Source organism: Lacinutrix neustonica (assembly GCF_026625145.1).
GTDB lineage: Bacteria > Bacteroidota > Bacteroidia > Flavobacteriales > Flavobacteriaceae > Lacinutrix > Lacinutrix neustonica.
In genome coordinates this window covers 1,589,101-1,611,008 of sequence record NZ_CP113088.1, presented here as the reverse complement: position 1 = coordinate 1,611,008, position 21,908 = coordinate 1,589,101, and the positions used below count along the sequence as shown (strand labels likewise).

Here is a 21,908-nt window from a genome sequence, read left to right as displayed (position 1 = left end):
GTACAATACCATGACATTGTTATCACTCCAGTATTTTCATCAACGGCATTGACGCCATTAGGTAAGGGAATGACAGCTCCCCAGGGATCAACTTGATTGGTCCATGATATTTCTCCGCAATTTTCTGTAAAAACGACATCGAAACTTGTGTTGCCAGTATTATATGCTGAGGCATAAGGGCCGAGCTATATAGGCCTCCGGACATATCAAATACACTATAAACACCGCTGCTTACTTCAACGATTTCAATGTCCATCGTGTGGGGGTTGTAATTCGGTAGAAAATCATGATAGCCATAGGTCGTGGTGACGCTATACATACCTGCTATATCTGAGACGCAAATACCGTTTATGGTTATTTCTTTTGTCTCATATCCACTGGCAACAACACCATTGGAGGAACTTATTAAATTTAAGACTAGAATTTTTGGATTGTCCACATCGATATTGTCCGTGTATATATTAATGTTTAGCGTTCCAAAATCTCTATTTTCACGGTATGGTCATGGTTTGATTGGAATTTTCAAAATCAAAATCCGTTCCAGCTACAGCTGTGGAACTAGGGTCAATCTCATACGTGACATCAACACTAGGACTGTTAGCGAATCCTTGTCCTCCAAAAAACGAAACCGATTCACTGTGTATTTGTGTTTCTCCATTGGTTAAAAAGAAAGGGTTAGAGGTATTGTTCTTAAATCCAACGACATATGGCGTTGAAGCAAATGCTCCTTCTAATTCTTGTACGTCATCATCTACGAGGCATGACGAGAGCACTATAGCACTCATTAGGCTAAGGCTCAAAATTTTTAAACTTTTCATAATTTTATTTTTTTTAATTAACATCCCAAAATATATTCGTGTTAAATGCTGTTTCTACTGTTTGATTAAAACTGTTAACATTCTGTGAGTTTCCTGAATATTCAGAGGTAGGGTATAATAATCTTAAAGGTCTATTGGGTCTACTAGTAATGTCTCGGTAAAGGCATATTACTAGGGAAGCCAGTTACGGTGTATTCAATCCAGGTCTCAATACCATTTGTTCCCCCTAAATCAATCCATTTTTGTGTGATAATGGCTTCAAGTTTGTTGGAACTACCATCCCATCCAATCTTATCTACATTATTTGAATCGGTTAAATAAGTGCCTATGCTACTCCCTAATCTATCGAAAGAAGACTGAATAGCACTTTGAAATAAATTTTTAGCATTTCCCGAGGTTAACAAGCCTTTAAAAACAGCTTCAGATTGTAGAAATAGAGATTCTGAAGCGGTCATAATGTAGCCGTCTTGTTCCGGAGACATTAACAGTCCTGGCCCAATTCTAGAAGGTTGATCACCGCCACCTTGCGTATTGCCTTGTATACTGGTTTGGCCGCCACGTGTAGCGTATAACCGATCAAGTCTTGCATCTACAATGTTGGTGCTAGTACCATCTAAAAATTCAACTAAAAAAGTAGTAGGTCCTGCTCTTAAGTTTGAAAATGTTTGACTACCTGTTACACCAAATTGACCAGGGTCGTAACCAAAAGTTTCTACAAAAGGATTCATTCTATTACTTTGATCTACATAGCCCGGATTAATAGTGACATCGTCACCAACGGTTAAGAATGCTGCATTTGTTTGGTTAAGAAGCGCAAATTCGTCGTTTAAAAATGTTAACAAATGCGGGTCTGTTTGCGCGTAGTCGTACATTCTTAATAACATTCTCAGCTTAATAGAGTTGCCAAACTTGATCCATTGGCTAATATTTCCACCCATAATAACATCATTGGTGCCCATTGGAATTACGGAGTTAGCATCCGTGGTGTTCATTTGAATAATCGCATTATTAATTTGAGTAATTAAATCAACGTAAATCTCCTGTTGATTATCATAGCTAGGAAACAAATTAGCTCCTCTTTGATGAATTTCTGAGAAAGGAATGTCACCATATAAATCGACTAAATACTGGAAGTAAAAGGCTCTGTAAATTTTTGAGGCGCCTTTAAAATAATCGTAATTACCAGGATTACGGTTGTTAATAATTTGCGTTAAATTCCCAGTTACGGCCATTAAATTATCCCAAATGCCACTGTAAAAATCGGTTGATAGTTGGTATTGAAACTCTACAAAATAGGGTGCTTGAACTTGCTGGGCATTTCCGGACCAGGTAGCCACCATGGTATTGCCTAGCTCATTCATGGTGGTCATTAAAGTGGCGGCTGGAAGGGTTTGTGCTCCAGGAAGTATCACTTCAGGAGGAAGCTCGTCTATAACTACGCCGTTAGGGTCTTCATTAACTAATACGTCACTGCACGAAAAGGCAAGAGTCACTATAGTTAAAAACAATATTTTTATTAATTTATTTATCTTTTTCATTTTTTAGAAGTTAAGTTTTACATTCATTGAATAAAATCTTGTAGGTGGCGTTTGTCCATAACCTCCAATTCCAGATCCAATTTACGGGTCATTATAGCCTCTATTCTCTTTAGGTAATACCGTGAGTAAGTTTCTTCCACTCAATCCTATGGCTAATCCATTAATAAAGGTTTTATCAAGATATTTATTTGGTACCGTATAGCTTAAAGCGACTTCTCTTAATTTAAATGCCGTGGCATCTAAGATAAAATTTTCGTCTACTCCAGTAAAGTCATCACTTTGAATGAATGATTGGTACTCGGCATACTCGCTTGGCCCGCCATATGATGGCCCCGTTAACACATTCGTATTGCTTGTGCGAGATCCTTCGACTGTAGAGTTTGGAAAAACAAAGTAACCTCTTCCGTTTTCTGCAGTAATGAAACTACGCCCTTGACCTGTTAAGTTATTGTAGATGCCGGAGTAGAACACATGGCCGGTTCTAAAATCGGCAGTAGCACTCAACTTAAAGCCTTTGTAACTGAATTCTGTACCGAAATTTAAAATATAATCCGGAGTCGTTTTACCTAGTGTTTTTAAACCAGACATGGTTCTAGGCGAGCCATCTGCATTTATTACCACACGGCCCTCATTGTCTCTCTCGTATGCAGTTCCACGAATTAGAGGAAACTCTTCTCCTTGAACAGCATATATACCTGGAGAGCGAGCCTAAAACGTCTGAGTCCTCCGTAATTTTATTGGCAATTGTTTTTTGTGTGGCATAACCAAAATTTAAATTCCATCTAAAATCATCGGTTTTAATTGGGACTAGACCTAAATCAACTTCATAGGCATTTGTTTCTGTTTCTCCAACATTGATACCAGCACTAAACACGCTCGTCGCACTAGAAACAGAAGCACTAAGAATTTGATTGTCGTTAGTGTAAAATGAATAGCTACCATCCAAAGTTATCCTTGGAATACCATTTCTTTTTAATAATTCAATATTAAGATTGGCTTCATAAGTATTAATGAATTCGGGTTCAATATTATTATCAAAGGTAGAGGATGGAATTAAAAATGAATTGACACCACTTGGATAAGGAAAAGCGCCTGGTCTAAACCCTGTATCATAAAGATCGTGAGCATTTAAAGCAGAAATATTAGCCACTTTTACATAGCCACCGGAAAGTTTTAGTTTGTTTAAAAAATCACTTTTCAGTTCGGGAATGCCGTCGTTGGAATAAATGCGACTCCAGTAGACCAATAAAAGAAGCCTATGTCTCCAATATCTCGGCCAGGAGATTGTAGCCTGCTGTCCCATTCTTGTCGTCCTGTAAGATTCAAGAAAAGATAATCTTTATAGCCTAAATCTATATTTGCAAAAATGGCTTGTTGTCTTTCTTTAGTGCTAAAATCTGAATCTATAGTGCCGCCGAGATATATTCTCTACGGTATATAAACCAGGAAGTGTTAATTGTCTTCCAAAAGTCGTTTGAGAGAAACTTTCAAAATCTGTTGCATTAAAACCGAGTAAGGATTTCAATTCGATATTTTCAGTTAGTTTGTAATTAAAATTGGTGATCACGTCTGTATACAGTCGTCTATCTCTTGTGCTTCGCACTCTTAAAGACGATTGTATATCTCTACCATCCCCTGTAACCGTATATGGTGACATATAGTCGTTATTATACCTGATGCTCTTACCGCTGTTAGTAACCACGTTACTTCTCACCAGGGCACTAATATTATCATTAAATTGATATGCAATTTCGCCGGAAAGATCTGTTCTAAAGTTTTCTGTATTCGCTCTTTGGTTCTTCGTTACCCAATATGGGCTATTTCCAAAAGCGGTCCAGTGATCACTATTGCTGCCGAGAGTTAAATTGGGTCACGTCTATGTCACTAGGTACTTGGGATAGTTGACCGTAAGCGCCTCCAAAGAGCTGGGTGCCATCATTATCAAATATAGCTGAAGTGACCTCTGTATCTTGATTGGTAAATCGAGCATTACCGAGATAACGACCACTTACCGAAAGTTTTTCCAGCACTTAATGCTAAAAAGTCTTTTTTAAATGCATCCTCGGGAATGATACCATCTGTTTTTCTTTTGTTCGCCGATAAAGAAAAGAAGCCCTCACTATCTCCGCCAGAAACAGACACCGTATTTTGCGTTGTTAATCCCGTATTAAAAAAATCTTTTATGTTGTCTTTTTTAAATTCATAGGCAGAATACCTAAAATCGTTAACGGTTGGGTAAGGCAAACCTGTTGGTTGTATTGAGCCATCGTATTCAGGTCCCCAAGAACCTTGATCGAAAGCATCTATTTCTCCCCAATACCCTTTACCATATCTGTCTTGAAGTTGTGGTAAGAAGGCAATATCTTCGAATGTTACGGTAGAAGAAAGGTTGACTACTAGTTTTCCGCCTTTCTTATTTCCTTTCTTGGTTGTCACCACGATGACACCGTTACCACCTCTTGATCCATATAGAGCGGCACCATTTGGGCCTTTAAGTACGTTAATAGCTTCAATAATTTCAGGATCTAAGTCTGATAAAATACCAGCAGTAGAAATAACATTATCAATCACGACCAAAGCTGCATTATCTCCGGATAGCGATCGAGTTCCTCTTAATAAAATTTCAGTGTTGGGGTTTACACCCGTATTCGTTGTATTAATTTGTAATCCGGAAACTTTACCAGCAAGCGCTTGAACAGCATCAGGATTATTCGCAGCTACAATTTCTTCAGCCTTTACATTTTCATAAGCCGTGGTAATTTCGTCCGGTTTCCTTTTAATACCAACTGCGGTGACTATGACTTCTTGAAGCGCTGAAACATCTATATCCATTGTAAAGCTAATGATATTTGCGTCTCCAACGGTCCGCTCTTCTTTAAGATAGCCTAAAAAAGTGTACTCTAATACATCTCCTACGTTGGCCTCAATGCTATAATTACCATCAAAATCAGATTGAGTTCCGACCCCCTCTCCTTGTATAATGATGTTAACTCCAGTCATTGGAAGGCCGGATTCATCTTTAATAGTACCGGATATTGATTTTTCTTGTGCAAAAGAAAATTGCACAATAAACGCTAGAAATAGCGTTAAGATTCCCCTAAACTTTGTTTTCATGTTTGTTTTTGTTTGAATTAGTCTGTGTTAAAAATCTTAAATAATTCTTTAAAAAACAACGTTTTGGTTGTGTTTATTTTGGCGTTTTTCTCTTTGTGATAAGTTTTTTTTAGTGAAACACTTAAAATAGTGCCGTTAAGCTTAGGTGGATTTTCGAGTTAGAAAATTTGAATTGTTGATTTTCTACTTTTCCATTTGCAAAATTAAATTTCAATAATCCTGCTTTTGTAAGAATTCCGAAGCCTAAACCAAAACCATAAAGACTTTCGTTTTGAGAGTTTATTTTGTTTTCTAGTGATGCAAAATCGATAACACTGTGCGCATAAATGGTATTACTTAAAAGATATCGATATTCCGTGTTTAATACGGCGTACTTGGTAGCGGTGAGGCTGTTTTCTGTAAACCCTCTGATGGAATTGATGCCACCAAATCTAAGGAGTTCATTTTCGAGATAATTTCCGAATTGAGTAACGATGCATTAGCACGTAGAAAGACGCTATTTTTTGCATTTAAAAAAAAGATGTGATGCGTATTTAAAAATAGTTTTGTTTGTTGGTTTTTATTATTTAATACCTCTCTATTGCCAAAACCAAATTCTAATTGCGCTAAGGTTTTGATTTGAAAAAGCTGTTTTTTATTATTTCTATGCTCATATTCATAGCGAGTGCTTAGAAAATTAGAGTTGTAATTGTTTATGCTAAGCATTGGGTTGTCTGTTAAAAGGTTGTTCGACTGTGTGTTGTCAACACCAAAATAAAATCGATGTCTTCTGTTTATCTGATAAAACAATTTGGCCTTTTGATTTACTGTGGTAAATGAGGAATCCTTTTTGAATATGTTTAATGCTGCTTCAACCCCAATAGGTGAGCCAAACAAATAGGGTAGGTTTAATTTAATTTCGAAAGTTTTCTCTTGATTCTCGTTCCCTTTATATAGCAGTTTTAAAGATTCTCCGTAATTAAAATTATTATTGAGTTCCGAGATCTAAATACCCATTAATTTCCAGTTTATTGGATTCTTCATTGGTGCTAAACCCTAAAAAGCCGTCAAAAGCATTGCTGTCTGCTTTTTCAATATACAAGTAGAGTTGGGTGGAGTCTTTTGTAAATAAGATCTCAGGGGCTTTTAATTGTTTTGCAAAACGTAAATTGTCTAAGCCTGCTATTTTTTGTTTTATAGTTTCTAGATTAAACGTTTGTGTGGGTTTTATTTTTAAGTAGCGTTTTAAAAAGGATTGAGGGAATTTGTCGTAGCCCTTGATTACGGTTTTATTTAGGTAGCGTTTCTCTTGACCTTCTGAGATAATGAGTTTAGCGATTAAGATTTTGTTGTCTCTCGGTTTTTATCTCAGAGAGTTTGATTTTTGAAAACGGATAGCCTTCGTTTGTGATTTGGGTATTGATAAAGTTTAAAACGCGTTCAGCCTCTGTAAAAGCAATACTAAAATGGTCATCAAAGGTTTTGCTGGTTATAAGATTTATAATCTTTTTACTTATTACTTTAGGGTTGTAATAAATATGTAGTGTGTCGTATTTGATGTTTAATTGAAAATTAAAAACAATAGCGCTGTCATTAACCTTGTCTTTACTTGTGAGTTTGCTTTCAATATAACCCAGCCTGAAGAGTCTTTTTTGTAGTATGTTAACTTCTTGAGTTATCGATGCATAATCGCTGTGTGTTTTTTTATAATCTAAAGAATCAATCGTTTTTGTCTCGACTTCTGTGGTTCCATTAATTGTTAGAGTTAAATTCTGCGCTTTTAATTCCGAAGAACAAACAGTAAAAAGAAAGATTAGGAAAGCGATTCGTTTTTGCACGAGTTGGATTTATTAATATGTAAAACTAACGGAAAAACAATTGATTTAATATAACTGAAAATTAAATTTTAAAAAACTATTGAAAATTAATTCGTTACGGTTTGAATTTATAAAATTAATTTCTACCTTTGCAGCCCTCTTAAAAGAGGTAAACAAATTTATATAGTATAGATATATGCCAACAATTTCACAATTAGTACGAAAAGGAAGAGCCAAAATAACCAAGAAGAGTAAATCGGCTGCTTTAAATTCGTGTCCTCAAAGAAGAGGAGTGTGCACGCGTGTATACACTACAACACCAAAGAAACCTAACTCTGCAATGCGTAAAGTAGCGCGTGTTAGATTGACAAATGGTAATGAAGTGAACGCTTACATTCCTGGAGAAGGACACAATTTACAAGAGCACTCGATAGTATTGGTTAGAGGTGGAAGGGTAAAAGATTTGCCAGGAGTTAGATACCACATTGTTCGTGGCGCTTTAGACACCGCAGGTGTAGAAGGAAGAACACAACGTAGATCTAAGTATGGTGCAAAACGCCCTAAGAAGTAATTTAAAACTTTAAGAAGAAGACATGAGAAAAAGAGCAGCGAAAAAAAGACCGCTTTTACCAGATCCACGCTTTAACGACCAGTTAGTAACTCGTTTTGTTAATATGATGATGTGGGACGGTAAAAAGTCAGTAGCTTTTAAAGTATTTTACGATGCTATTGATATCGTAGAGTCTAAAAAAACAGACGAAGAAAAAACAGCATTAGAGATATGGAAAGATGCCTTATCTAACGTTATGCCTCACGTAGAAGTGCGTAGTCGTAGAGTTGGTGGTGCTACATTTCAAATTCCTAATCCAATACGTGCAGATCGTAAGGTTTCTACGGCAATGAAATGGCTAATTAGCTATTCAAGAAAAAGAAACGAGAAGTCTATGGCGCAGCGTTTAGCCTCTGAGGTTTTAGCAGCAGCTAAGGAAGAAGGAGCGGCAGTTAAGAAAAGAGTAGATACTCATAAAATGGCTGAAGCAAACAAAGCATTCTCTCACTTTAGATTTTAATTAGAAATGGCAAGAGATTTAAAATTAACAAGAAATATTGGAATTGCTGCTCATATTGATGCTGGGAAAACAACAACAACAGAGCGTATTCTTTATTATACAGGAGTTTCACATAAAATTGGTGAGGTACACGATGGTGCTGCAACAATGGACTGGATGGAGCAAGAGCAAGAACGTGGTATTACTATTACTTCTGCTGCGACAACTTGTACATGGGTTTTTCCTAAAGAAAATGCACAGCCTACTGAAGATGCAAAGGATTATCACTTTAACATTATTGATACTCCAGGTCACGTTGATTTTACTGTAGAGGTAAATCGTTCGTTACGTGTATTAGATGGTTTGGTGTTTTTGTTTAGTGCAGTAGATGGTGTAGAGCCTCAGTCTGAGACTAACTGGAGACTTGCAGATAACTATAAAGTACCTAGAATTGGTTTCGTTAATAAAATGGACCGTCAGGGATCTGATTTTATGATGGTTTGTGGTCAAGTTAAAGAAATGTTAGGTTCTAATGCAGTGCCTATTGTTTTGAATATTGGTGATGAAGAAAACTTCAAAGGTATTGTAGACTTAGTAAAGAACAGAGCTATCGTATGGCATGAAGATACACAAGGGGCAACTTTTGATGTTATTGAAATTCCCGAGGAATTAAAAGCCGAAGCTAGAAAATATAGAGCTTTATTAATAGAAGAAGTAGCAAGTTACGATGAGAACTTATTAGAGAAGTTCATGGAGGATGAAGATTCTATTACAGAAGACGAAGTGCACGCTGCACTTAGAGCTGCTGTTATGGATATGGCTATCATTCCAATGATTTGTGGTTCTGCCTTTAAAAACAAAGGAGTACAGTTCTTATTAGATGCTGTATGTCGTTACCTGCCTTCTCCAATGGATAAGGAGGGTATCTTAGGGATGAACCCAAATACAGACAAACAAGAATTGCGTAAGCCAGATGTAAACGAACCGTTTGCAGCTTTAGCTTTTAAAATTGCTACAGATCCTTTTGTAGGACGTTTAGCTTTCTTTAGAGCGTATTCACGGACGTTTGGATGCAGGATCTTATGTGTTAAACAACCGTTCCGGTAAAAAAGAACGTATCTCACGTATTTATCAAATGCATGCGAATAAGCAAAATGCGATTGATTATATAGAAGCTGGAGATATTGGAGCTGCTGTTGGATTTAAATCTATCAAAACAGGAGATACGCTTTCAGATGAAAAGCATCCAATTATATTAGAATCTATGGATTTTCCAGATCCGGTAATTGGTATTGCGATTGAGCCTAAAACGAAAGCAGATGTTGACAAATTAGGTGTTGGTTTAGCGAAATTAGCAGAGGAAGATCCTACTTTTACAGTACGGTCAGACGAAGCTTCAGGACAGACTATTATTTCCGGAATGGGTGAGTTACACTTAGATATTATTGTTGATCGTTTGAAGCGTGAGTTCAAGGTTGAAGTAAACCAAGGGCAACCACAAGTAGAGTACAAAGAAGCGATTACTCAAAAAGCAGATCATAGAGAAGTTTATAAGAAACAATCTGGTGGTCGTGGTAAGTTTGCAGATATTGTATTTACAGTAGAGCCTGCAGATGAAGGCGTAACTGGTCTTCAGTTTGAATCTGTAATTAAAGGTGGTAACGTTCCAAAAGAATTTATACCTTCAATTGAAAAAGGATTCAAAATGGCCATGGTTAATGGACCTTTAGCAGGTTATGAAATTGACGCCATGAAAGTAACATTAAGAGATGGATCTTACCATGATGTGGATTCGGATCAGCTGTCTTTCGAACTAGCTGCAAAGTTAGGGTTTAAGGCTGCTGCAAAAGCTGCAAAAGCTGTTATTATGGAGCCAATCATGAAGCTAGAAGTTATTACTCCAGAAGAGAATATGGGTGATATCGTAGGTGATTTGAATAGAAGAAGAGGACAAATGAGTAGTATGGGTGATAGAGCTGGTGCAAAAACTGTAAAAGCAACTGTGCCATTATCAGAAATGTTTGGTTATGTAACCACATTAAGAACATTATCATCTGGTAGAGCAACATCTACTATGGAATTTTCACATTATGCAGAAACACCTTCAAACATATCTGAAGAAGTAATTAAAGCAGCTAAAGGCGTTGAATCGTAAATCTTAAGAAAATGAGTCAAAAAATCAGAATAAAATTAAAGTCTTACGATCACAACTTAGTAGATAAATCTGCTGATAAGATTGTAAAAACAGTAAAAAGTACAGGTGCTGTTGTTACTGGACCAATTCCATTACCAACGCACAAGAAGATTTTCACTGTATTACGTTCACCACACGTGAATAAGAAGTCTAGAGAACAATTTCAATTAAGCTCTTATAAGAGATTATTAGATATTTACTCTTCATCTTCTAAAACAATTGATGCTCTAATGAAATTAGAGTTACCAAGTGGGGTTGAAGTAGAGATAAAAGTTTAGTAATAAACTTACATGTCCTAAGCTGCGAGCGAAGGAAAAACGGTAAAAATACAATTCAGGGCTGAAACGTATTTTCGGCCTTGAATGTTTTTAATAAATAGTAATAACAAATAAATAATAATTATGTCCGGGTTAATTGGAAAGAAAATCGGTATGACCAGCATCTTCGATGAAAATGGAAAAAACATTCCATGTACAGTAATCGAAGCTGGACCATGTATCGTTACCCAAGTCAGAACTGAAGAAGTTGACGGCTATAAAGCTGTGCAACTTGGTTTCGATGACGCGACAGAAAAAAGTGCTACTAAAGCTGACTTAGGTCATGTTAAAAAGGCAGGAACTTCTGTAAAACGCAAAATCGTTGAATTTAAAGGTTTTGATGAGGAGTACAAATTAGGTGATGCAATCACTGTAGAGCACTTCAAAGAAGGTGAATTTATTGATGTTTCAGGAACATCAAAAGGAAAAGGATTTCAAGGGGTTGTAAAACGTCATGGTTTTGGAGGTGTAGGTCAAGCGACTCACGGTCAACATAATCGTTTAAGAGCACCAGGATCTATTGGAGCTGCATCGTATCCTGCACGTGTTTTCAAAGGAATGAAAATGGCAGGAAGAATGGGTGGAGACACTATAAAAGTTCAAAATTTAAGAGTTTTAAAAGTAGTTGCTGATAAGAATCTACTTGTGGTTAAAGGTTGTGTACCTGGCCATAAAAACGCTTATGTAATTATTAGAAAATAATGAAAGTAGCAGTTTTAGATATAAACGGAAAAGAAACAGGTAGAAAGGCAGACCTTTCTGACGGTGTTTTTGCTATTGAGCCTAATAATCATGCAGTGTACTTGGATGTTAAACAATATTTAGCAAACCAAAGACAGGGAACTCACAAATCGAAAGAAAGAGCTGAGATCACTGGGTCAACACGTAAGATTAAGAAGCAAAAAGGAACTGGTACGGCTAGAGCAGGTAGTATTAAGTCCGGAGTTTTTAGAGGGGGTGGACGTATGTTCGGACCAAGACCTAGAAACTACAGTTTCAAACTTAATAAAAGCCTGAAACGATTAGCTCGTAAATCAGCTTTTAGTATTAAAGCAAATGAGAACGCTATTGTGGTTTTAGAAGACTTCAATTTTGATGCTCCAAAAACCAAAAATTTCACAGCGGTTTTAAAGGCTTTAGACTTAGAAAACAAAAAGTCTCTCTTTGTGTTGGGTGCGTCGAATAATAATGTATATTTGTCGTCACGCAATTTAAAAGGCTCTGAAGTAGTAACCGCTTCAGAATTAAGTACTTACAAGATTTTAAATGCAAATCAGGTAATACTTTTAGAGGGTGCTTTAGAAGGAATTGAAACGAATTTAAGTAAATAAGAAACAGATGAATATCTTAATTAAACCTATAGTCACAGAAAAAGCAACTGCGAACAGTGAGTTAAACAACTGCTTTAGTTTCTTTGTGAACACGAAGGCGAACAAGGTAGAAATTAAAAAAGCGGTGGAAGCTGCTTATGGCGTTTCTGTTGAAAAAGTTCGTACTATAAATGTCCGTCCAGATCGAAAGACCAAGTTTACGAAAACTGGGATTCAACATGGTAAAACAAATGCAATGAAAAAAGCAATTGTACAACTGGCGGAAGGTGAGATAATTGATTTATACACTAACATGTAATTAAAGACAAATGTCAGTAAGAAAATTAAAACCAATCACACCAGGACAGCGATTTAGAGTAGTTAATGGATTTGACGCCATTTCTACTGATAAGCCGGAGAAAAGTTTATTAGCTCCGAAAAAACGTTCAGGTGGTAGAAACAGTCAAGGTCGTATGACAATGCGCTACATAGGTGGTGGTCATAAGAAAAGGTATCGTATAATTGATTTTAAAAGAACGAAAGCGGGGATTCCTGCTGAAGTGGCTTCAATACAATACGATCCAAACCGTACAGCGTTTATCGCTTTATTAAATTACCAAGATGGTGAGAAGACTTATATCATTGCTCAAAATGGTTTACAAGTTGGACAAACTGTTGTTTCAGGTGAAAATGCAGCTCCGTAAATTGGAAACGCAATGCCTTTAGCAAATATCCCATTAGGTACAATAATATCTTGTGTAGAGTTACGTCCAGGTCAAGGAGCTGTTATGGCTCGTAGTGCTGGTGCTTTCGCTCAATTAATGGCGAGAGACGGTAAGTTTGCAACTATCAAATTACCATCAGGTGAGACAAGATTAATCTTGGTAACTTGTATGGCTACCATTGGTGTCGTATCTAATTCAGATCACCAATTGTTAGTGTCAGGTAAAGCAGGTAGATCAAGATGGTTAGGTAGAAGACCAAGAACTAGACCAGTAGTAATGAACCCAGTCGATCACCCAATGGGTGGTGGTGAAGGTAAATCTTCCGGAGGACACCCACGTTCAAGAAACGGTATACCTGCTAAAGGATTTAGAACACGTTCTAAAACTAAAGCGAGTAATAATTATATTATCGAACGTAGAAAAAAATAAGACATGGCAAGATCATTAAAAAAAGGACCTTACGTTCATTATAAATTAGAGAGAAAAGTGGCTGTTAACGTTGAGAACAACAAAAAAACGGTAATCAAAACTTGGTCAAGAGCAAGTATGATTACTCCGCATTTTGTTGGACAAACAATCGCAGTACACAATGGCCGTCAATTTGTTCCAGTATATGTTACTGAAAACATGGTAGGTCATAAATTAGGAGAATTTTCACCAACAAGATCATTTAGAGGTCACGCTGGTGCTAAAAATAAAGGTAAAAAGTAGTAAGCTATGGGAAGTCGTAAAAAACAAATGGCAGACGCTATTAAGGAAGGTAAAAAGCAAGTAGCTTTTGCTAAACTTAATAACTGTCCTACATCACCGAGAAAAATGCGTTTAGTAGCCGATTTAGTAAGAGGTGAAAAGGTAGAAAAAGCACTTTACATTTTAAAGTTTAGTTCAAAAGAAGCATCAAAGCGTTTAGAAACGTTGTTAGTATCTGCAGTAGCAAACTGGCAAGCAAAAAACGAAGATGCGAGTATTGAAGAAGCTGGACTTTTTGTAAAGGAGATTAGAGTTGACGGAGGATCTATGTTAAAAAGATTACGTCCAGCACCTCAAGGTCGTGCGCACAGAATAAGAAAACGTTCAAACCACGTAACAATCGTAGTTGGAGCTAATAATAATACACAAAGCTAAGATAGATATGGGACAAAAGACAAATCCAATCGGAAATCGCTTAGGAATTATCAGAGGATGGGAATCTAACTGGTACGGAGGAAACGATTATGGTGATAAACTTGCCGAAGACGATAAGATTAGAAAATACGTTCATGCGCGTTTATCTAAAGCGAGTGTAAGTAGAGTAATCATTGAGAGAACTTTAAAACTTGTAACCGTTACTATCACTACTGCAAGACCTGGTATCATTATTGGGAAAGGTGGTCAAGAGGTAGACAAGTTAAAAGAGGAGCTTAAAAAGATTACTGGTAAAGAAGTTCAGATTAATATCTTTGAAATTAAAAGACCTGAACTTGACGCATTCTTAGTAGGAACAAGCATTGCTCGTCAAATTGAAAATAGAATTTCATACAGACGTGCTATTAAAATGGCTATTGCTGCTACAATGCGAATGAACGCTGAAGGAATTAAAGTTCAAATTAGTGGTCGTTTAAATGGAGCTGAAATGGCACGTTCTGAACACTACAAAGAAGGACGTATTCCTTTATCAACTTTTAGAGCCGATATTGATTATGCTTTAGTTGAGGCACACACTACTTATGGTAGATTAGGTGTTAAAGTATGGATCATGAAGGGTGAAGTATATGGTAAAAGAGAGCTTTCTCCTCTTGTTGGATTATCTAAGAAGCAAGGAAAAGGTGGACGTAGTGAAGGTGGAAATAATAAGAACCAATCTCGTCGTAGAAAGTAATTTTTTAAAGAACAGAAAAAATGTTACAGCCTAAAAGAACAAAATTTCGTAAAATGCAAAAAGGACGTATGAAAGGGAACTCGGGTAGAGGTCACTTACTTTCAAACGGTACCTTTGGAATAAAATCACTAGACACAGAGTTTTTAACTTCGCGTCAAATAGAAGCGGCACGTATTGCAGCTACTCGTTATATGAAAAGAGAAGGGCAACTTTGGATTAAAATATTTCCGAGACAAGCCTATTACAAAGAAACCTCTTGAAGTACGTATGGGTAAAGGTAAAGGTGCAGTAGAATATTGGGTAGCGGTAGTTAAACCAGGAAGAATTCTTTTTGAAATTGGTGGTGTACCCTTAGACGTAGCTAAAGAAGCTTTACGTTTAGCAGCACAAAAATTACCTGTGAAAACTAAGTTTTTAATCGCTAGAGATTACGAAGCATAATTTATTTGATATTATGAAACAATCAGAAATTAAAGAATTATCTGTAGCTGAGTTACAAGAGAAACTTGGTGAGACAAAAAAGAGTTATTCAGACCTAAAAATGGCACATGCAATATCTCCTTTAGATAACCCAATTCAATTGCGCTCTGTAAGAAGAGACGTAGCAAGATTGGCAACAGAATTAACTAAAAGAGAATTACAATAATTCTGCTTAATGATGGAAAAAAGAAACTTAAGAAAAGAACGTATAGGAGTTGTTACTAGTAACAAGATGCAAAAATCAATAGTTGTTGCAGAGGTTAAAAAAGTAAAACACCCTATGTACGGAAAGTTCGTGTTGAAAACGAAAAAATACGTTGCACACGACGAGACAAACGATTGTAACATTGGAGATACTGTAAAGATCATGGAAACAAGACCTTTAAGTAAATCGAAATGTTGGAGATTAGTTGAAATAATTGAAAGAGCGAAGTAATTATGGTACAACAAGAATCAAGACTAAAAGTAGCAGATAACACTGGAGCAAAAGAAGTATTAACAATACGTGTTCTAGGTGGTACTAAAAGAAGATACGCTTCTGTAGGTGACAAAATTGTTGTTACTGTAAAAGATGCCACTCCTAATGGAAACATTAAAAAAGGAGCGGTTTCTACAGCAGTTGTTGTACGTACTAAAAAAGAAGTAAGACGTCCGAGACGGATCTTATATTAGATTCGATGATAACGCCTGTGTCCTTTTAAATCCTACGGGAGAAATGAGAGGAACGCGTGTTTTTGGACCGGTTGCTAGAGAACTTCGTGATAAACAATTCATGAAAATTGTATCATTGGCACCGAAGTGCTTTAATTGATAAAAAAGATGACAAAGCTTAAAATAAAATCCGGAGATACTGTAAAGGTAATTGCTGGAGATCACAAAGGATCAGAAGGGAAAGTACAAAAAGTATTAACCGATAAGAACAAAGCGATCGTTGAGGGTGTAAACATGGTGAAGAAACATACTAAACCAAGTGCACAGAGCCCACAAGGAGGAATCGTAGAAAAAGAAGCTCCTATTCAAATATCAAACCTTTCTTTGTTAACTTCTAAAGGAGAAGCAACGCGAGTTGGATTTAGAATGGAAGGCGATAAGAAAGTGAGATTTTCTAAAAAATCTAATGAAGTAATATAGTTATGGCATATTCACCGAGACTTAAAGAAGAGTATAAAAGCAGAGTAATTGCAGCTCTTACAGAAGAATTTGGTTATAGTAATGTAATGCAAGTCCCTAAACTTAAAAAGATCGTAGTATCTAAAGGTGTAGGTGCAGCAGTTGCAGACAAAAAGTTAGTGGACCACGCAGTGGAAGAACTAACAACTATAACAGGACAACGCGCTATAGCAACGTTATCTAAAAAGGATGTTGCAACTTTCAAATTACGTAAAGGTATGCCCATTGGTGCTATGGTTACGTTAAGAGGCGAAAGAATGTATGAGTTTTTAGATCGTTTAGTAACTTCAGCTTTACCACGTGTAAGGGATTTTGGAGGAATTAAAGCTAAAGGATTTGACGGAAGAGGTAACTACAATTTAGGAGTTACTGAACAAATTATCTTTCCAGAGATTGATATTGATAAAATCAATAAAATCTCAGGAATGGATATTACATTTGTAACTTCTGCCGATACTGATAAGGAAGCAAAATCATTATTAACTGAATTAGGATTACCTTTTCAAAAAAACTAAGTTATGGCTAAAGAATCAATGAAAGCCCGCGAGGTGAAAAGAGCTAAAACAGTAGCTAAGTATGCCGAAAAACGTAAGGCTTTAAAAGAAGCTGGCGATTATGAAGCATTACAAAAGTTACCTAAAAACGCCTCTCCAGTAAGACAACATAACCGTTGTAAATTAACTGGAAGACCAAAAGGTTACATGCGTACGTTTGGTATTTCTCGTGTTATTTTCAGACAAATGGCTAACCAAGGGTTAATACCTGGAGTTAAAAAAGCAAGTTGGTAAAATTATAAATTGGTCTAAGGTTCGGAATAGTCCGAAAACCAAGTCCGCAATTCAATACATATGTATACAGATCCAATTGCAGATTTTCTTACTAGAATTAGAAACGCAGTGCGTGCTAATCACAGAGTAGTAGAGATTCCTGCATCAAATTTAAAAAAGGACATAACTAAAATATTATTCGATCAAGGGTATATTTTAAGTTATAAGTTCGATGATTCTACAGTACAAGGGACTATTAAAATAGCGCTTAAGTACAATAAAGAAACAAAAGAACCAGTCATTAGAAAATTACAAAGAATCAGTAAGCCTGGTTTACGTAAGTATTCTAGTTCAACCGAATTACCACGTATTCTTAATGGATTAGGTATTGCTATCGTTTCTACTTCTCACGGAGTAATGACAGGTAAGCAAGCCCAAAGAGAAAATGTTGGTGGTGAAGTCTTATGTTATGTTTACTAATCTAAAAGGGAGAAAGAGATGTCAAGAATAGGAAATAACCCAGTTGCAATTCCGAAGGAATTACAGTAGAAGTAAAAGATAACGTTATTACAGCAAAAGGAAAATTGGGAGAATTATCTCAAAATTACGATACTGTAGAAGTTAAAGTAGAAGAAGGTAATGTGTATGTAACACGTTCATCAGATTCTAAAGAACAGAAAGCAAAGCATGGTTTATACAGATCACTAGTCAATAATATGATTGAAGGTGTTTCAAAAGGATGGACTAAACAGCTTGAGCTAGTAGGAGTAGGATATAGAGCAAGTAACCAAGGTAACAAATTAGAGTTAGCTTTAGGTTTTTCTCACAACATTGTCATGAATATTGCACCGAAGTAACGGTGGAAACAGTATCAGATAAAGGTAAAAATCCAATCATTAAGTTAACCTCACACGACAAACAACTTGTTGGACAAGTAGCTGCGAAAATTCGTGGTTTTAGACCGCCGAGAGCCTTATAAAGGAAAAGGTATCAAGTTTGTAGGTGAAATACTAAGAAGAAAAGCTGGTAAATCAGCATAATAATTAAGTTATGGCGTTAACAAAGAACGAAAGAAGATTAAGAATCAAAAGCAGAATTCGTAAGGTAGTTTACGGTACAGAAGCACGACCTAGGTTAGCTGTTTATAGAAGTAATAAAGAGATTTATGCTCAGGTAGTTGATGATGTTACAGGTAAAACTTTAGCAGCAGCCTCTTCAAGAGATAAAGACATTAGTTCTGCAAAAGGTAATAAGTCTGAATTAGCTACATTAGTAGGAAAGTCAGTGGCCGAAAAAGCAATTAAAGCTGGAATAAGTACTATCGCTTTCGATAGAGGTGGATACTTATATCACGGAAGAGTAAAATCGTTAGCTGAAGGAGCTAGAGAAGCAGGACTTAAATTCTAAGAAATTATGTATCAAAAATACAAAAGCGCAGAGTTAGTAAAACCAAGTGGATTAGATCTTAAAGATCGTTTGATTGGTGTACAGAGAGTTACTAAGGTAACAAAAGGTGGTAGAGCATTTGGTTTTTCAGCAATCGTAGTGGTTGGTGATGAAGCAGGTGTTGTAGGACACGGTTTAGGAAAATCTAAAGATGTAGCGAGTGCAATTGCAAAAGCTATTGAAGATGCTAAAAAGAACCTAGTTCGAATTCCTATTATAAAAGGTACATTACCTCACGAACAAAAAGGTAAATTTGGTGGAGCAAGAGTAAACATCATTCCTGCAGCTCCTGGTACAGGAGTTATTGCTGGTGGAGCTGTAAGAACAGTTTTAGAAGCAGTTGGAGTGCACGATGTATTATCTAAGTCTCAAGGTTCATCAAACCCACATAACGTAGTTAAAGCAACTTTCGATGCATTATTGCAATTGAGAAGTGCACACACTATCGCTCGTGAGAGAGGTGTTTCATTGGAGAAAGTTTTTAACGGTTAATATTTACAGAAATGGCAAAAATAAAAGTAACAAAAGTTAAGAGCGCTATCAATCGTACTAAAAGACAAAAGTTAACATTACTAGCTTTAGGCTTAAAAAAGATTGGTCAGACTGTAGAGCACGAGAACACTCCTAATATTTTAGGAATGGTAAGAAAAGTTAATCACTTAGTTTCTGTTGAAGAAACTAAATAACAACATACTGAAAAATGGATTTAAGTAATTTAAAACCTGCGGAAGGTTCAGTTAAGAATCAAGGTAAAAGAATAGGTAGAGGACAAGGTTCGGAAAAGGTGGTACGGCAACCCGTGGTCACAAAGGAGCAAAATCTCGTTCCGGTTATTCTAAGAAAGTTGGTTTTGAAGGGGGTCAAATGCCGCTTCAAAGACGTGTGCCTAAGTTTGGTTTTACAAACATCAACCGTAAAGAGCACCAAGGGATCAACTTGGATACTTTACAACAATTAGTTGATGACAAGAAAATTAAAGACACATTAGATTTTGATACTATCGTTTCTTTAGGTTTAGCTGGTAAAAATGAACTGGTTAAAATCTTAGGAAGAGGAGAATTAAAAACAAAATTAAATGTAACTGCACATAAATTTACCGCTACAGCAAAAGCCGCTATTGAAGCAGCAGGAGGAGAAGCAGTAACTTTATAAGACCCATATAATAATATGAAATTTATAGATACGTTAAAAAATGTTTGGAAAATTGAGGAACTAAGAAACCGAATCATTTTTACATTAGGTTTGTTATTAGTATACCGATTTGGCGCTCAGGTAGTATTACCTGGTATTGATGCATCCCAATTAGGTAGTCTTCAGGATAGCACAGATGGTGGTATTTTAGGAATATTAAATGCCTTTACAGGAGGCGCATTTGCTAATGCTTCTGTTTTTGCTTTAGGTATTATGCCTTATATCTCTGCTTCTATTGTGGTTCAGTTAATGGGAATTGCGATTCCTTATTTACAAAAATTACAAAAGGAAGGTGCTAGTGGTCAAAAGAAAATCACCCAAATCACACGTTGGTTAACGATTGGTATTTGTTTAGTTCAAGCACCAGGATACTTAGCTAGTTTACAGCCTATGTTTGGAATTCCAAGCAGTGCATTTTTATTAGGACAAGGCGGCGTATTCTATTTCTCATCAATTGTTATTTTAGTAACAGGTTGTATCTTTGCCATGTGGTTAGGAGAGAAAATTACAGACAAGGGTATTGGTAATGGTATTTCATTACTTATTATGGTTGGAATTATAGCAACACTACCTAAGTCTTTCTTACAGAATATGAATGCTAGATTTACGAGTGGAAATGGTTTAATGATGATTTTGTTTGAAATCGTTATTTGGTTTGCTATCATCGCAGCATCGATACTATTAGTTATGGCAGTAAGAAAAATTGCTGTGCAGTATGCCGGACGTTCTGCTACTGGAGGGTACGAAAAGAATGTATTTGGAGGAGCTCGACAGTTCATTCCTTTAAAGCTTAATGCTTCGGGAGTGATGCCAATTATCTTTGCTCAGGCCATTATGTTCGTACCTGGATTAATAGGTGGAGCAGGCTTCATGAAAGACAGCTCAGCGGGATCATGGTTAGTAGCTAATTTTGGAGGAAACAGCATGTTTGGTTTGTGGTATAATATTGTGTTCGCTTTATTAATTATAGTATTTACATACTTTTATACAGCGATAACAGTGCCTACCAATAAAATGGCAGATGATTTAAAACGTAGTGGTGGTTTTATTCCTGGTATTCGTCCAGGTTCTGAAACTTCAGAATATTTGGATAAAATCATGTCACAAATTACACTGCCAGGATCTATATTCTTAGCTTTAATTGCAGTGTTTCCAGCAGTGGTATATCAGCTAATGGGCATTCAATCGGGATGGGCTCTGTTTTTTGGAGGAACATCACTTTTAATTATGGTTGGCGTAGCAATTGATACTATGCAACAAGTGAATTCTTACTTGTTAAATAGACACTATGACGGCTTGATGAAAACCGGTAAAAATAGAAAAGCAGTAGCGTAAGTTAAGAGTAGTTTAGAAATCAATAGATTGAAAAATCTTGGCAAGATGTTTGCTAATTGGTTACTAAAAAAATAGATATGGCAAAACAAGCAGCAATAGAACAAGACGGAACCATTATAGAAGCATTATCTAATGCTATGTTTCGTGTCGAATTAGAAAATGGTCACATTGTGACCGCACATATATCTGGTAAAATGCGTATGCATTATATTAAGTTGTTACCGGGTGATAAAGTAAAATTAGAAATGAGTCCTTACGATTTGACTAAGGCTCGAATAACCTATAGATACTAAACTTATGAAAGTAAGAGCATCAGTTAAAAAAAGAAGCGTAGATTGTAAAATCGTACGTAGAAAAGGCAGACTTTACGTCATTAACAAAAAGAATCCTAGATTCAAACAAAGACAAGGGTAATTATGGCAAGAATTGCAGGTGTAGACATACCGAAACAGAAAAGAGGAGTGATCTCATTAACTTATATCTACGGAGTAGGTAGAAGTAGAGCACAAGAAATTTTAGAATCAGCTAAGGTTGACGAAAACATCAAGGTACAAGATTGGACAGATGATCAAATAGGAGCAATCCGTGATGCTGTTGGAACTTTTACTATTGAAGGTGAGTTACGTTCTGAAACACAATTAAACATTAAGCGATTAATGGATATTGGATGTTACAGAGGGATTCGTCACAGAGCAGGTTTACCTTTAAGAGGTCAACGTACTAAAAATAACTCTAGAACGAGAAAAGGTAGAAGAAAAACGGTTGCTAACAAAAAGAAAGCAACTAAATAATAATTAGAA

Annotated in this window: 33 protein-coding genes and 7 pseudogenes; 28 read left to right on the top strand and 12 right to left on the bottom strand. The window is 36.3% G+C overall.

Annotation, left to right across the window (positions count from 1 at the left end):
- Positions 1-22: 22 nt before the first annotated feature.
- The 12 genes and pseudogenes from N7U66_RS09010 to N7U66_RS08960 form a co-directional block, all read right to left on the bottom strand.
- Entirely contained in the window at positions 23-439 is a 417-nt protein-coding gene (locus N7U66_RS09010) for a hypothetical protein (RefSeq protein ID WP_267678222.1), read from the bottom strand.
- Positions 440-491: 52 nt separating this feature from the next.
- Complete coding sequence (locus N7U66_RS09005; protein ID WP_267678221.1) at positions 492-818, bottom strand: hypothetical protein; 327 nt, start codon at positions 816-818, stop codon at positions 492-494.
- A gap of 143 nt (positions 819-961) precedes the next feature.
- The gene (locus tag N7U66_RS09000; RefSeq protein ID WP_267678220.1) at positions 962-2,356 is read right to left on the bottom strand and encodes a SusD/RagB family nutrient-binding outer membrane lipoprotein; all 1,395 of its coding nucleotides are present in this window, start codon (positions 2,354-2,356) and stop codon (positions 962-964) included.
- A gap of 81 nt (positions 2,357-2,437) precedes the next feature.
- Positions 2,438-2,944 (bottom strand): hypothetical protein, encoded by a 507-nt coding sequence (locus tag N7U66_RS08995; RefSeq protein ID WP_267678219.1) that lies wholly within the window; start codon positions 2,942-2,944, stop codon positions 2,438-2,440.
- Between the two features lie 40 nt (positions 2,945-2,984).
- On the bottom strand, positions 2,985-3,659 hold the full coding sequence (locus tag N7U66_RS08990) for a hypothetical protein (RefSeq protein ID WP_267678218.1): 675 nt from the start codon (positions 3,657-3,659) through the stop codon (positions 2,985-2,987).
- 87 nt (positions 3,660-3,746) lie between these two features.
- Positions 3,747-4,013: a hypothetical protein gene (locus tag N7U66_RS08985; protein WP_267678217.1), complete on the bottom strand. Its 267-nt coding sequence runs from the start codon at positions 4,011-4,013 to the stop codon at positions 3,747-3,749.
- 187 nt (positions 4,014-4,200) lie between these two features.
- On the bottom strand, positions 4,201-4,386 hold the full coding sequence (locus N7U66_RS08980) for a hypothetical protein (protein ID WP_267678216.1): 186 nt from the start codon (positions 4,384-4,386) through the stop codon (positions 4,201-4,203).
- Positions 4,346-5,470: a TonB-dependent receptor plug domain-containing protein gene (locus N7U66_RS08975; RefSeq protein WP_267678215.1), complete on the bottom strand. Its 1,125-nt coding sequence runs from the start codon at positions 5,468-5,470 to the stop codon at positions 4,346-4,348. The genes N7U66_RS08980 and N7U66_RS08975 overlap by 41 nt, the downstream gene beginning before the upstream one ends.
- 121 nt (positions 5,471-5,591) lie before the next feature.
- Positions 5,592-5,882: a BamA/TamA family outer membrane protein gene (locus N7U66_RS08970; RefSeq protein WP_267678503.1), complete on the bottom strand. Its 291-nt coding sequence runs from the start codon at positions 5,880-5,882 to the stop codon at positions 5,592-5,594.
- Positions 5,831-6,346 (bottom strand): hypothetical protein, encoded by a 516-nt coding sequence (locus N7U66_RS08965; protein WP_267678214.1) that lies wholly within the window; start codon positions 6,344-6,346, stop codon positions 5,831-5,833. The genes N7U66_RS08970 and N7U66_RS08965 overlap by 52 nt, the downstream gene beginning before the upstream one ends.
- Before the next feature lie 316 nt (positions 6,347-6,662).
- A pseudogene (locus tag N7U66_RS22525) lies at positions 6,663-6,731 on the bottom strand (hypothetical protein); the annotation flags it as partial.
- A gap of 49 nt (positions 6,732-6,780) precedes the next feature.
- Positions 6,781-7,287 carry a hypothetical protein gene (locus N7U66_RS08960; protein ID WP_267678213.1) on the bottom strand — a complete coding sequence of 169 codons (507 nt, stop codon included), beginning with the start codon at positions 7,285-7,287 and terminating at the stop codon, positions 6,781-6,783.
- A 175-nt stretch (positions 7,288-7,462) separates the two neighbouring features.
- On the opposite strand from N7U66_RS08960, the gene rpsL reads away from it, so the two are divergent.
- The 28 genes and pseudogenes from rpsL to rpsM all read left to right on the top strand — a co-directional run bounded on the left by rpsL (position 7,463) and on the right by rpsM (position 21,899).
- Positions 7,463-7,837: a 30S ribosomal protein S12 gene (rpsL, locus tag N7U66_RS08955; RefSeq protein WP_044399731.1), complete on the top strand. Its 375-nt coding sequence runs from the start codon at positions 7,463-7,465 to the stop codon at positions 7,835-7,837.
- 22 nt (positions 7,838-7,859) lie between these two features.
- Complete coding sequence (gene rpsG, locus N7U66_RS08950) at positions 7,860-8,336, top strand: 30S ribosomal protein S7 (protein ID WP_267678212.1); 477 nt, start codon at positions 7,860-7,862, stop codon at positions 8,334-8,336.
- A gap of 6 nt (positions 8,337-8,342) precedes the next feature.
- Positions 8,343-10,470: pseudogene (gene fusA, locus N7U66_RS08945) on the top strand (elongation factor G).
- 11 nt (positions 10,471-10,481) lie between these two features.
- Positions 10,482-10,787: a 30S ribosomal protein S10 gene (rpsJ, locus tag N7U66_RS08940; protein ID WP_007650482.1), complete on the top strand. Its 306-nt coding sequence runs from the start codon at positions 10,482-10,484 to the stop codon at positions 10,785-10,787.
- A gap of 123 nt (positions 10,788-10,910) precedes the next feature.
- Positions 10,911-11,528, top strand: coding sequence for a 50S ribosomal protein L3 (gene rplC, locus N7U66_RS08935; RefSeq protein WP_267678211.1), 618 nt, complete (start codon positions 10,911-10,913; stop codon positions 11,526-11,528).
- Positions 11,528-12,157 (top strand): 50S ribosomal protein L4, encoded by a 630-nt coding sequence (gene rplD, locus N7U66_RS08930; RefSeq protein WP_267678210.1) that lies wholly within the window; start codon positions 11,528-11,530, stop codon positions 12,155-12,157. The genes rplC and rplD overlap by 1 nt, the downstream gene beginning before the upstream one ends.
- A gap of 7 nt (positions 12,158-12,164) precedes the next feature.
- The gene (gene rplW / locus N7U66_RS08925) at positions 12,165-12,455 is read left to right on the top strand and encodes a 50S ribosomal protein L23 (RefSeq protein ID WP_267678209.1); all 291 of its coding nucleotides are present in this window, start codon (positions 12,165-12,167) and stop codon (positions 12,453-12,455) included.
- 10 nt (positions 12,456-12,465) lie between these two features.
- Positions 12,466-13,290, top strand: a pseudogene (gene rplB / locus N7U66_RS08920) (50S ribosomal protein L2).
- Between the two features lie 3 nt (positions 13,291-13,293).
- Complete coding sequence (rpsS, locus tag N7U66_RS08915; protein WP_267678208.1) at positions 13,294-13,572, top strand: 30S ribosomal protein S19; 279 nt, start codon at positions 13,294-13,296, stop codon at positions 13,570-13,572.
- A 6-nt stretch (positions 13,573-13,578) separates the two neighbouring features.
- Positions 13,579-13,986: a 50S ribosomal protein L22 gene (rplV, locus tag N7U66_RS08910; protein WP_267678207.1), complete on the top strand. Its 408-nt coding sequence runs from the start codon at positions 13,579-13,581 to the stop codon at positions 13,984-13,986.
- 7 nt (positions 13,987-13,993) lie between these two features.
- Positions 13,994-14,719 (top strand): 30S ribosomal protein S3, encoded by a 726-nt coding sequence (gene rpsC / locus N7U66_RS08905; protein WP_267678206.1) that lies wholly within the window; start codon positions 13,994-13,996, stop codon positions 14,717-14,719.
- A gap of 20 nt (positions 14,720-14,739) precedes the next feature.
- Positions 14,740-15,160 (top strand): annotated as a pseudogene (gene rplP / locus N7U66_RS08900) (50S ribosomal protein L16).
- Positions 15,161-15,173: 13 nt separating this feature from the next.
- Positions 15,174-15,365 (top strand): 50S ribosomal protein L29, encoded by a 192-nt coding sequence (rpmC, locus tag N7U66_RS08895; RefSeq protein WP_034061903.1) that lies wholly within the window; start codon positions 15,174-15,176, stop codon positions 15,363-15,365.
- A gap of 12 nt (positions 15,366-15,377) precedes the next feature.
- Positions 15,378-15,635, top strand: a complete 258-nt coding sequence (gene rpsQ, locus N7U66_RS08890) for a 30S ribosomal protein S17 (protein ID WP_006988541.1) — start codon at positions 15,378-15,380, stop codon at positions 15,633-15,635.
- 2 nt (positions 15,636-15,637) lie between these two features.
- Positions 15,638-16,010 (top strand): annotated as a pseudogene (gene rplN / locus N7U66_RS08885) (50S ribosomal protein L14).
- A gap of 8 nt (positions 16,011-16,018) precedes the next feature.
- Entirely contained in the window at positions 16,019-16,330 is a 312-nt protein-coding gene (gene rplX / locus N7U66_RS08880; protein ID WP_044404677.1) for a 50S ribosomal protein L24, read from the top strand.
- 2 nt (positions 16,331-16,332) lie between these two features.
- Positions 16,333-16,884 carry a 50S ribosomal protein L5 gene (gene rplE, locus N7U66_RS08875; protein ID WP_044399677.1) on the top strand — a complete coding sequence of 184 codons (552 nt, stop codon included), beginning with the start codon at positions 16,333-16,335 and terminating at the stop codon, positions 16,882-16,884.
- A 3-nt stretch (positions 16,885-16,887) separates the two neighbouring features.
- Positions 16,888-17,157 carry a 30S ribosomal protein S14 gene (gene rpsN / locus N7U66_RS08870; protein ID WP_267678205.1) on the top strand — a complete coding sequence of 90 codons (270 nt, stop codon included), beginning with the start codon at positions 16,888-16,890 and terminating at the stop codon, positions 17,155-17,157.
- Positions 17,158-17,217: 60 nt separating this feature from the next.
- Complete coding sequence (rpsH, locus tag N7U66_RS08865; protein ID WP_267678204.1) at positions 17,218-17,616, top strand: 30S ribosomal protein S8; 399 nt, start codon at positions 17,218-17,220, stop codon at positions 17,614-17,616.
- Positions 17,617-17,634: 18 nt separating this feature from the next.
- Positions 17,635-18,176: pseudogene (gene rplF / locus N7U66_RS08860) on the top strand (50S ribosomal protein L6).
- Between the two features lie 10 nt (positions 18,177-18,186).
- Positions 18,187-18,543 carry a 50S ribosomal protein L18 gene (rplR, locus tag N7U66_RS08855; protein WP_267678203.1) on the top strand — a complete coding sequence of 119 codons (357 nt, stop codon included), beginning with the start codon at positions 18,187-18,189 and terminating at the stop codon, positions 18,541-18,543.
- A gap of 6 nt (positions 18,544-18,549) precedes the next feature.
- Positions 18,550-19,074 (top strand): 30S ribosomal protein S5, encoded by a 525-nt coding sequence (gene rpsE / locus N7U66_RS08850; protein ID WP_267678202.1) that lies wholly within the window; start codon positions 18,550-18,552, stop codon positions 19,072-19,074.
- An 11-nt stretch (positions 19,075-19,085) separates the two neighbouring features.
- Positions 19,086-19,268 (top strand): 50S ribosomal protein L30, encoded by a 183-nt coding sequence (gene rpmD / locus N7U66_RS08845; RefSeq protein ID WP_267678201.1) that lies wholly within the window; start codon positions 19,086-19,088, stop codon positions 19,266-19,268.
- Positions 19,269-19,282: 14 nt separating this feature from the next.
- Positions 19,283-19,734, top strand: a pseudogene (gene rplO / locus N7U66_RS08840) (50S ribosomal protein L15).
- Between the two features lie 15 nt (positions 19,735-19,749).
- A complete protein-coding gene (gene secY / locus N7U66_RS08835; protein WP_267678200.1) occupies positions 19,750-21,108 on the top strand; it encodes a preprotein translocase subunit SecY in 1,359 nt (452 codons plus the stop codon).
- Between the two features lie 77 nt (positions 21,109-21,185).
- Positions 21,186-21,401, top strand: a complete 216-nt coding sequence (gene infA, locus N7U66_RS08830) for a translation initiation factor IF-1 (protein WP_007094967.1) — start codon at positions 21,186-21,188, stop codon at positions 21,399-21,401.
- A gap of 4 nt (positions 21,402-21,405) precedes the next feature.
- Entirely contained in the window at positions 21,406-21,522 is a 117-nt protein-coding gene (gene ykgO / locus N7U66_RS08825; protein ID WP_076732133.1) for a type B 50S ribosomal protein L36, read from the top strand.
- A 2-nt stretch (positions 21,523-21,524) separates the two neighbouring features.
- The gene (gene rpsM / locus N7U66_RS08820; RefSeq protein WP_044399637.1) at positions 21,525-21,899 is read left to right on the top strand and encodes a 30S ribosomal protein S13; all 375 of its coding nucleotides are present in this window, start codon (positions 21,525-21,527) and stop codon (positions 21,897-21,899) included.
- Positions 21,900-21,908: the final 9 nt, after the last annotated feature.

What these genes read in the sequence shown, in the direction of transcription:
- N7U66_RS09005 (WP_267678221.1), bottom strand. Translation starts at nt 818, where the DNA reads ATGAAAAGTTTAAAAATTTTGAGCCTTAGCCTAATGAGTGCTATAGTG.
- N7U66_RS09000 (WP_267678220.1), bottom strand. Translation starts at nt 2,356, where the DNA reads ATGAAAAAGATAAATAAATTAATAAAAATATTGTTTTTAACTATAGTG.
- N7U66_RS08995 (WP_267678219.1), bottom strand. Translation starts at nt 2,944, where the DNA reads ATGTCTGGTTTAAAAACACTAGGTAAAACGACTCCGGATTATATTTTA.
- N7U66_RS08990 (WP_267678218.1), bottom strand. Translation starts at nt 3,659, where the DNA reads ATGGGACAGCAGGCTACAATCTCCTGGCCGAGATATTGGAGACATAGG.
- N7U66_RS08985 (WP_267678217.1), bottom strand. Translation starts at nt 4,013, where the DNA reads ATGTCACCATATACGGTTACAGGGGATGGTAGAGATATACAATCGTCT.
- N7U66_RS08975 (WP_267678215.1), bottom strand. Translation starts at nt 5,470, where the DNA reads ATGAAAACAAAGTTTAGGGGAATCTTAACGCTATTTCTAGCGTTTATT.
- rpsL (WP_044399731.1), top strand. Translation starts at nt 7,463, where the DNA reads ATGCCAACAATTTCACAATTAGTACGAAAAGGAAGAGCCAAAATAACC.
- rpsG (WP_267678212.1), top strand. Translation starts at nt 7,860, where the DNA reads ATGAGAAAAAGAGCAGCGAAAAAAAGACCGCTTTTACCAGATCCACGC.
- rpsJ (WP_007650482.1), top strand. Translation starts at nt 10,482, where the DNA reads ATGAGTCAAAAAATCAGAATAAAATTAAAGTCTTACGATCACAACTTA.
- rplC (WP_267678211.1), top strand. Translation starts at nt 10,911, where the DNA reads ATGTCCGGGTTAATTGGAAAGAAAATCGGTATGACCAGCATCTTCGAT.
- rplD (WP_267678210.1), top strand. Translation starts at nt 11,528, where the DNA reads ATGAAAGTAGCAGTTTTAGATATAAACGGAAAAGAAACAGGTAGAAAG.
- rplW (WP_267678209.1), top strand. Translation starts at nt 12,165, where the DNA reads ATGAATATCTTAATTAAACCTATAGTCACAGAAAAAGCAACTGCGAAC.
- rpsS (WP_267678208.1), top strand. Translation starts at nt 13,294, where the DNA reads ATGGCAAGATCATTAAAAAAAGGACCTTACGTTCATTATAAATTAGAG.
- rplV (WP_267678207.1), top strand. Translation starts at nt 13,579, where the DNA reads ATGGGAAGTCGTAAAAAACAAATGGCAGACGCTATTAAGGAAGGTAAA.
- rpsC (WP_267678206.1), top strand. Translation starts at nt 13,994, where the DNA reads ATGGGACAAAAGACAAATCCAATCGGAAATCGCTTAGGAATTATCAGA.
- rpmC (WP_034061903.1), top strand. Translation starts at nt 15,174, where the DNA reads ATGAAACAATCAGAAATTAAAGAATTATCTGTAGCTGAGTTACAAGAG.
- rpsQ (WP_006988541.1), top strand. Translation starts at nt 15,378, where the DNA reads ATGGAAAAAAGAAACTTAAGAAAAGAACGTATAGGAGTTGTTACTAGT.
- rplX (WP_044404677.1), top strand. Translation starts at nt 16,019, where the DNA reads ATGACAAAGCTTAAAATAAAATCCGGAGATACTGTAAAGGTAATTGCT.
- rplE (WP_044399677.1), top strand. Translation starts at nt 16,333, where the DNA reads ATGGCATATTCACCGAGACTTAAAGAAGAGTATAAAAGCAGAGTAATT.
- rpsN (WP_267678205.1), top strand. Translation starts at nt 16,888, where the DNA reads ATGGCTAAAGAATCAATGAAAGCCCGCGAGGTGAAAAGAGCTAAAACA.
- rpsH (WP_267678204.1), top strand. Translation starts at nt 17,218, where the DNA reads ATGTATACAGATCCAATTGCAGATTTTCTTACTAGAATTAGAAACGCA.
- rplR (WP_267678203.1), top strand. Translation starts at nt 18,187, where the DNA reads ATGGCGTTAACAAAGAACGAAAGAAGATTAAGAATCAAAAGCAGAATT.
- rpsE (WP_267678202.1), top strand. Translation starts at nt 18,550, where the DNA reads ATGTATCAAAAATACAAAAGCGCAGAGTTAGTAAAACCAAGTGGATTA.
- rpmD (WP_267678201.1), top strand. Translation starts at nt 19,086, where the DNA reads ATGGCAAAAATAAAAGTAACAAAAGTTAAGAGCGCTATCAATCGTACT.
- secY (WP_267678200.1), top strand. Translation starts at nt 19,750, where the DNA reads ATGAAATTTATAGATACGTTAAAAAATGTTTGGAAAATTGAGGAACTA.
- infA (WP_007094967.1), top strand. Translation starts at nt 21,186, where the DNA reads ATGGCAAAACAAGCAGCAATAGAACAAGACGGAACCATTATAGAAGCA.
- ykgO (WP_076732133.1), top strand. Translation starts at nt 21,406, where the DNA reads ATGAAAGTAAGAGCATCAGTTAAAAAAAGAAGCGTAGATTGTAAAATC.
- rpsM (WP_044399637.1), top strand. Translation starts at nt 21,525, where the DNA reads ATGGCAAGAATTGCAGGTGTAGACATACCGAAACAGAAAAGAGGAGTG.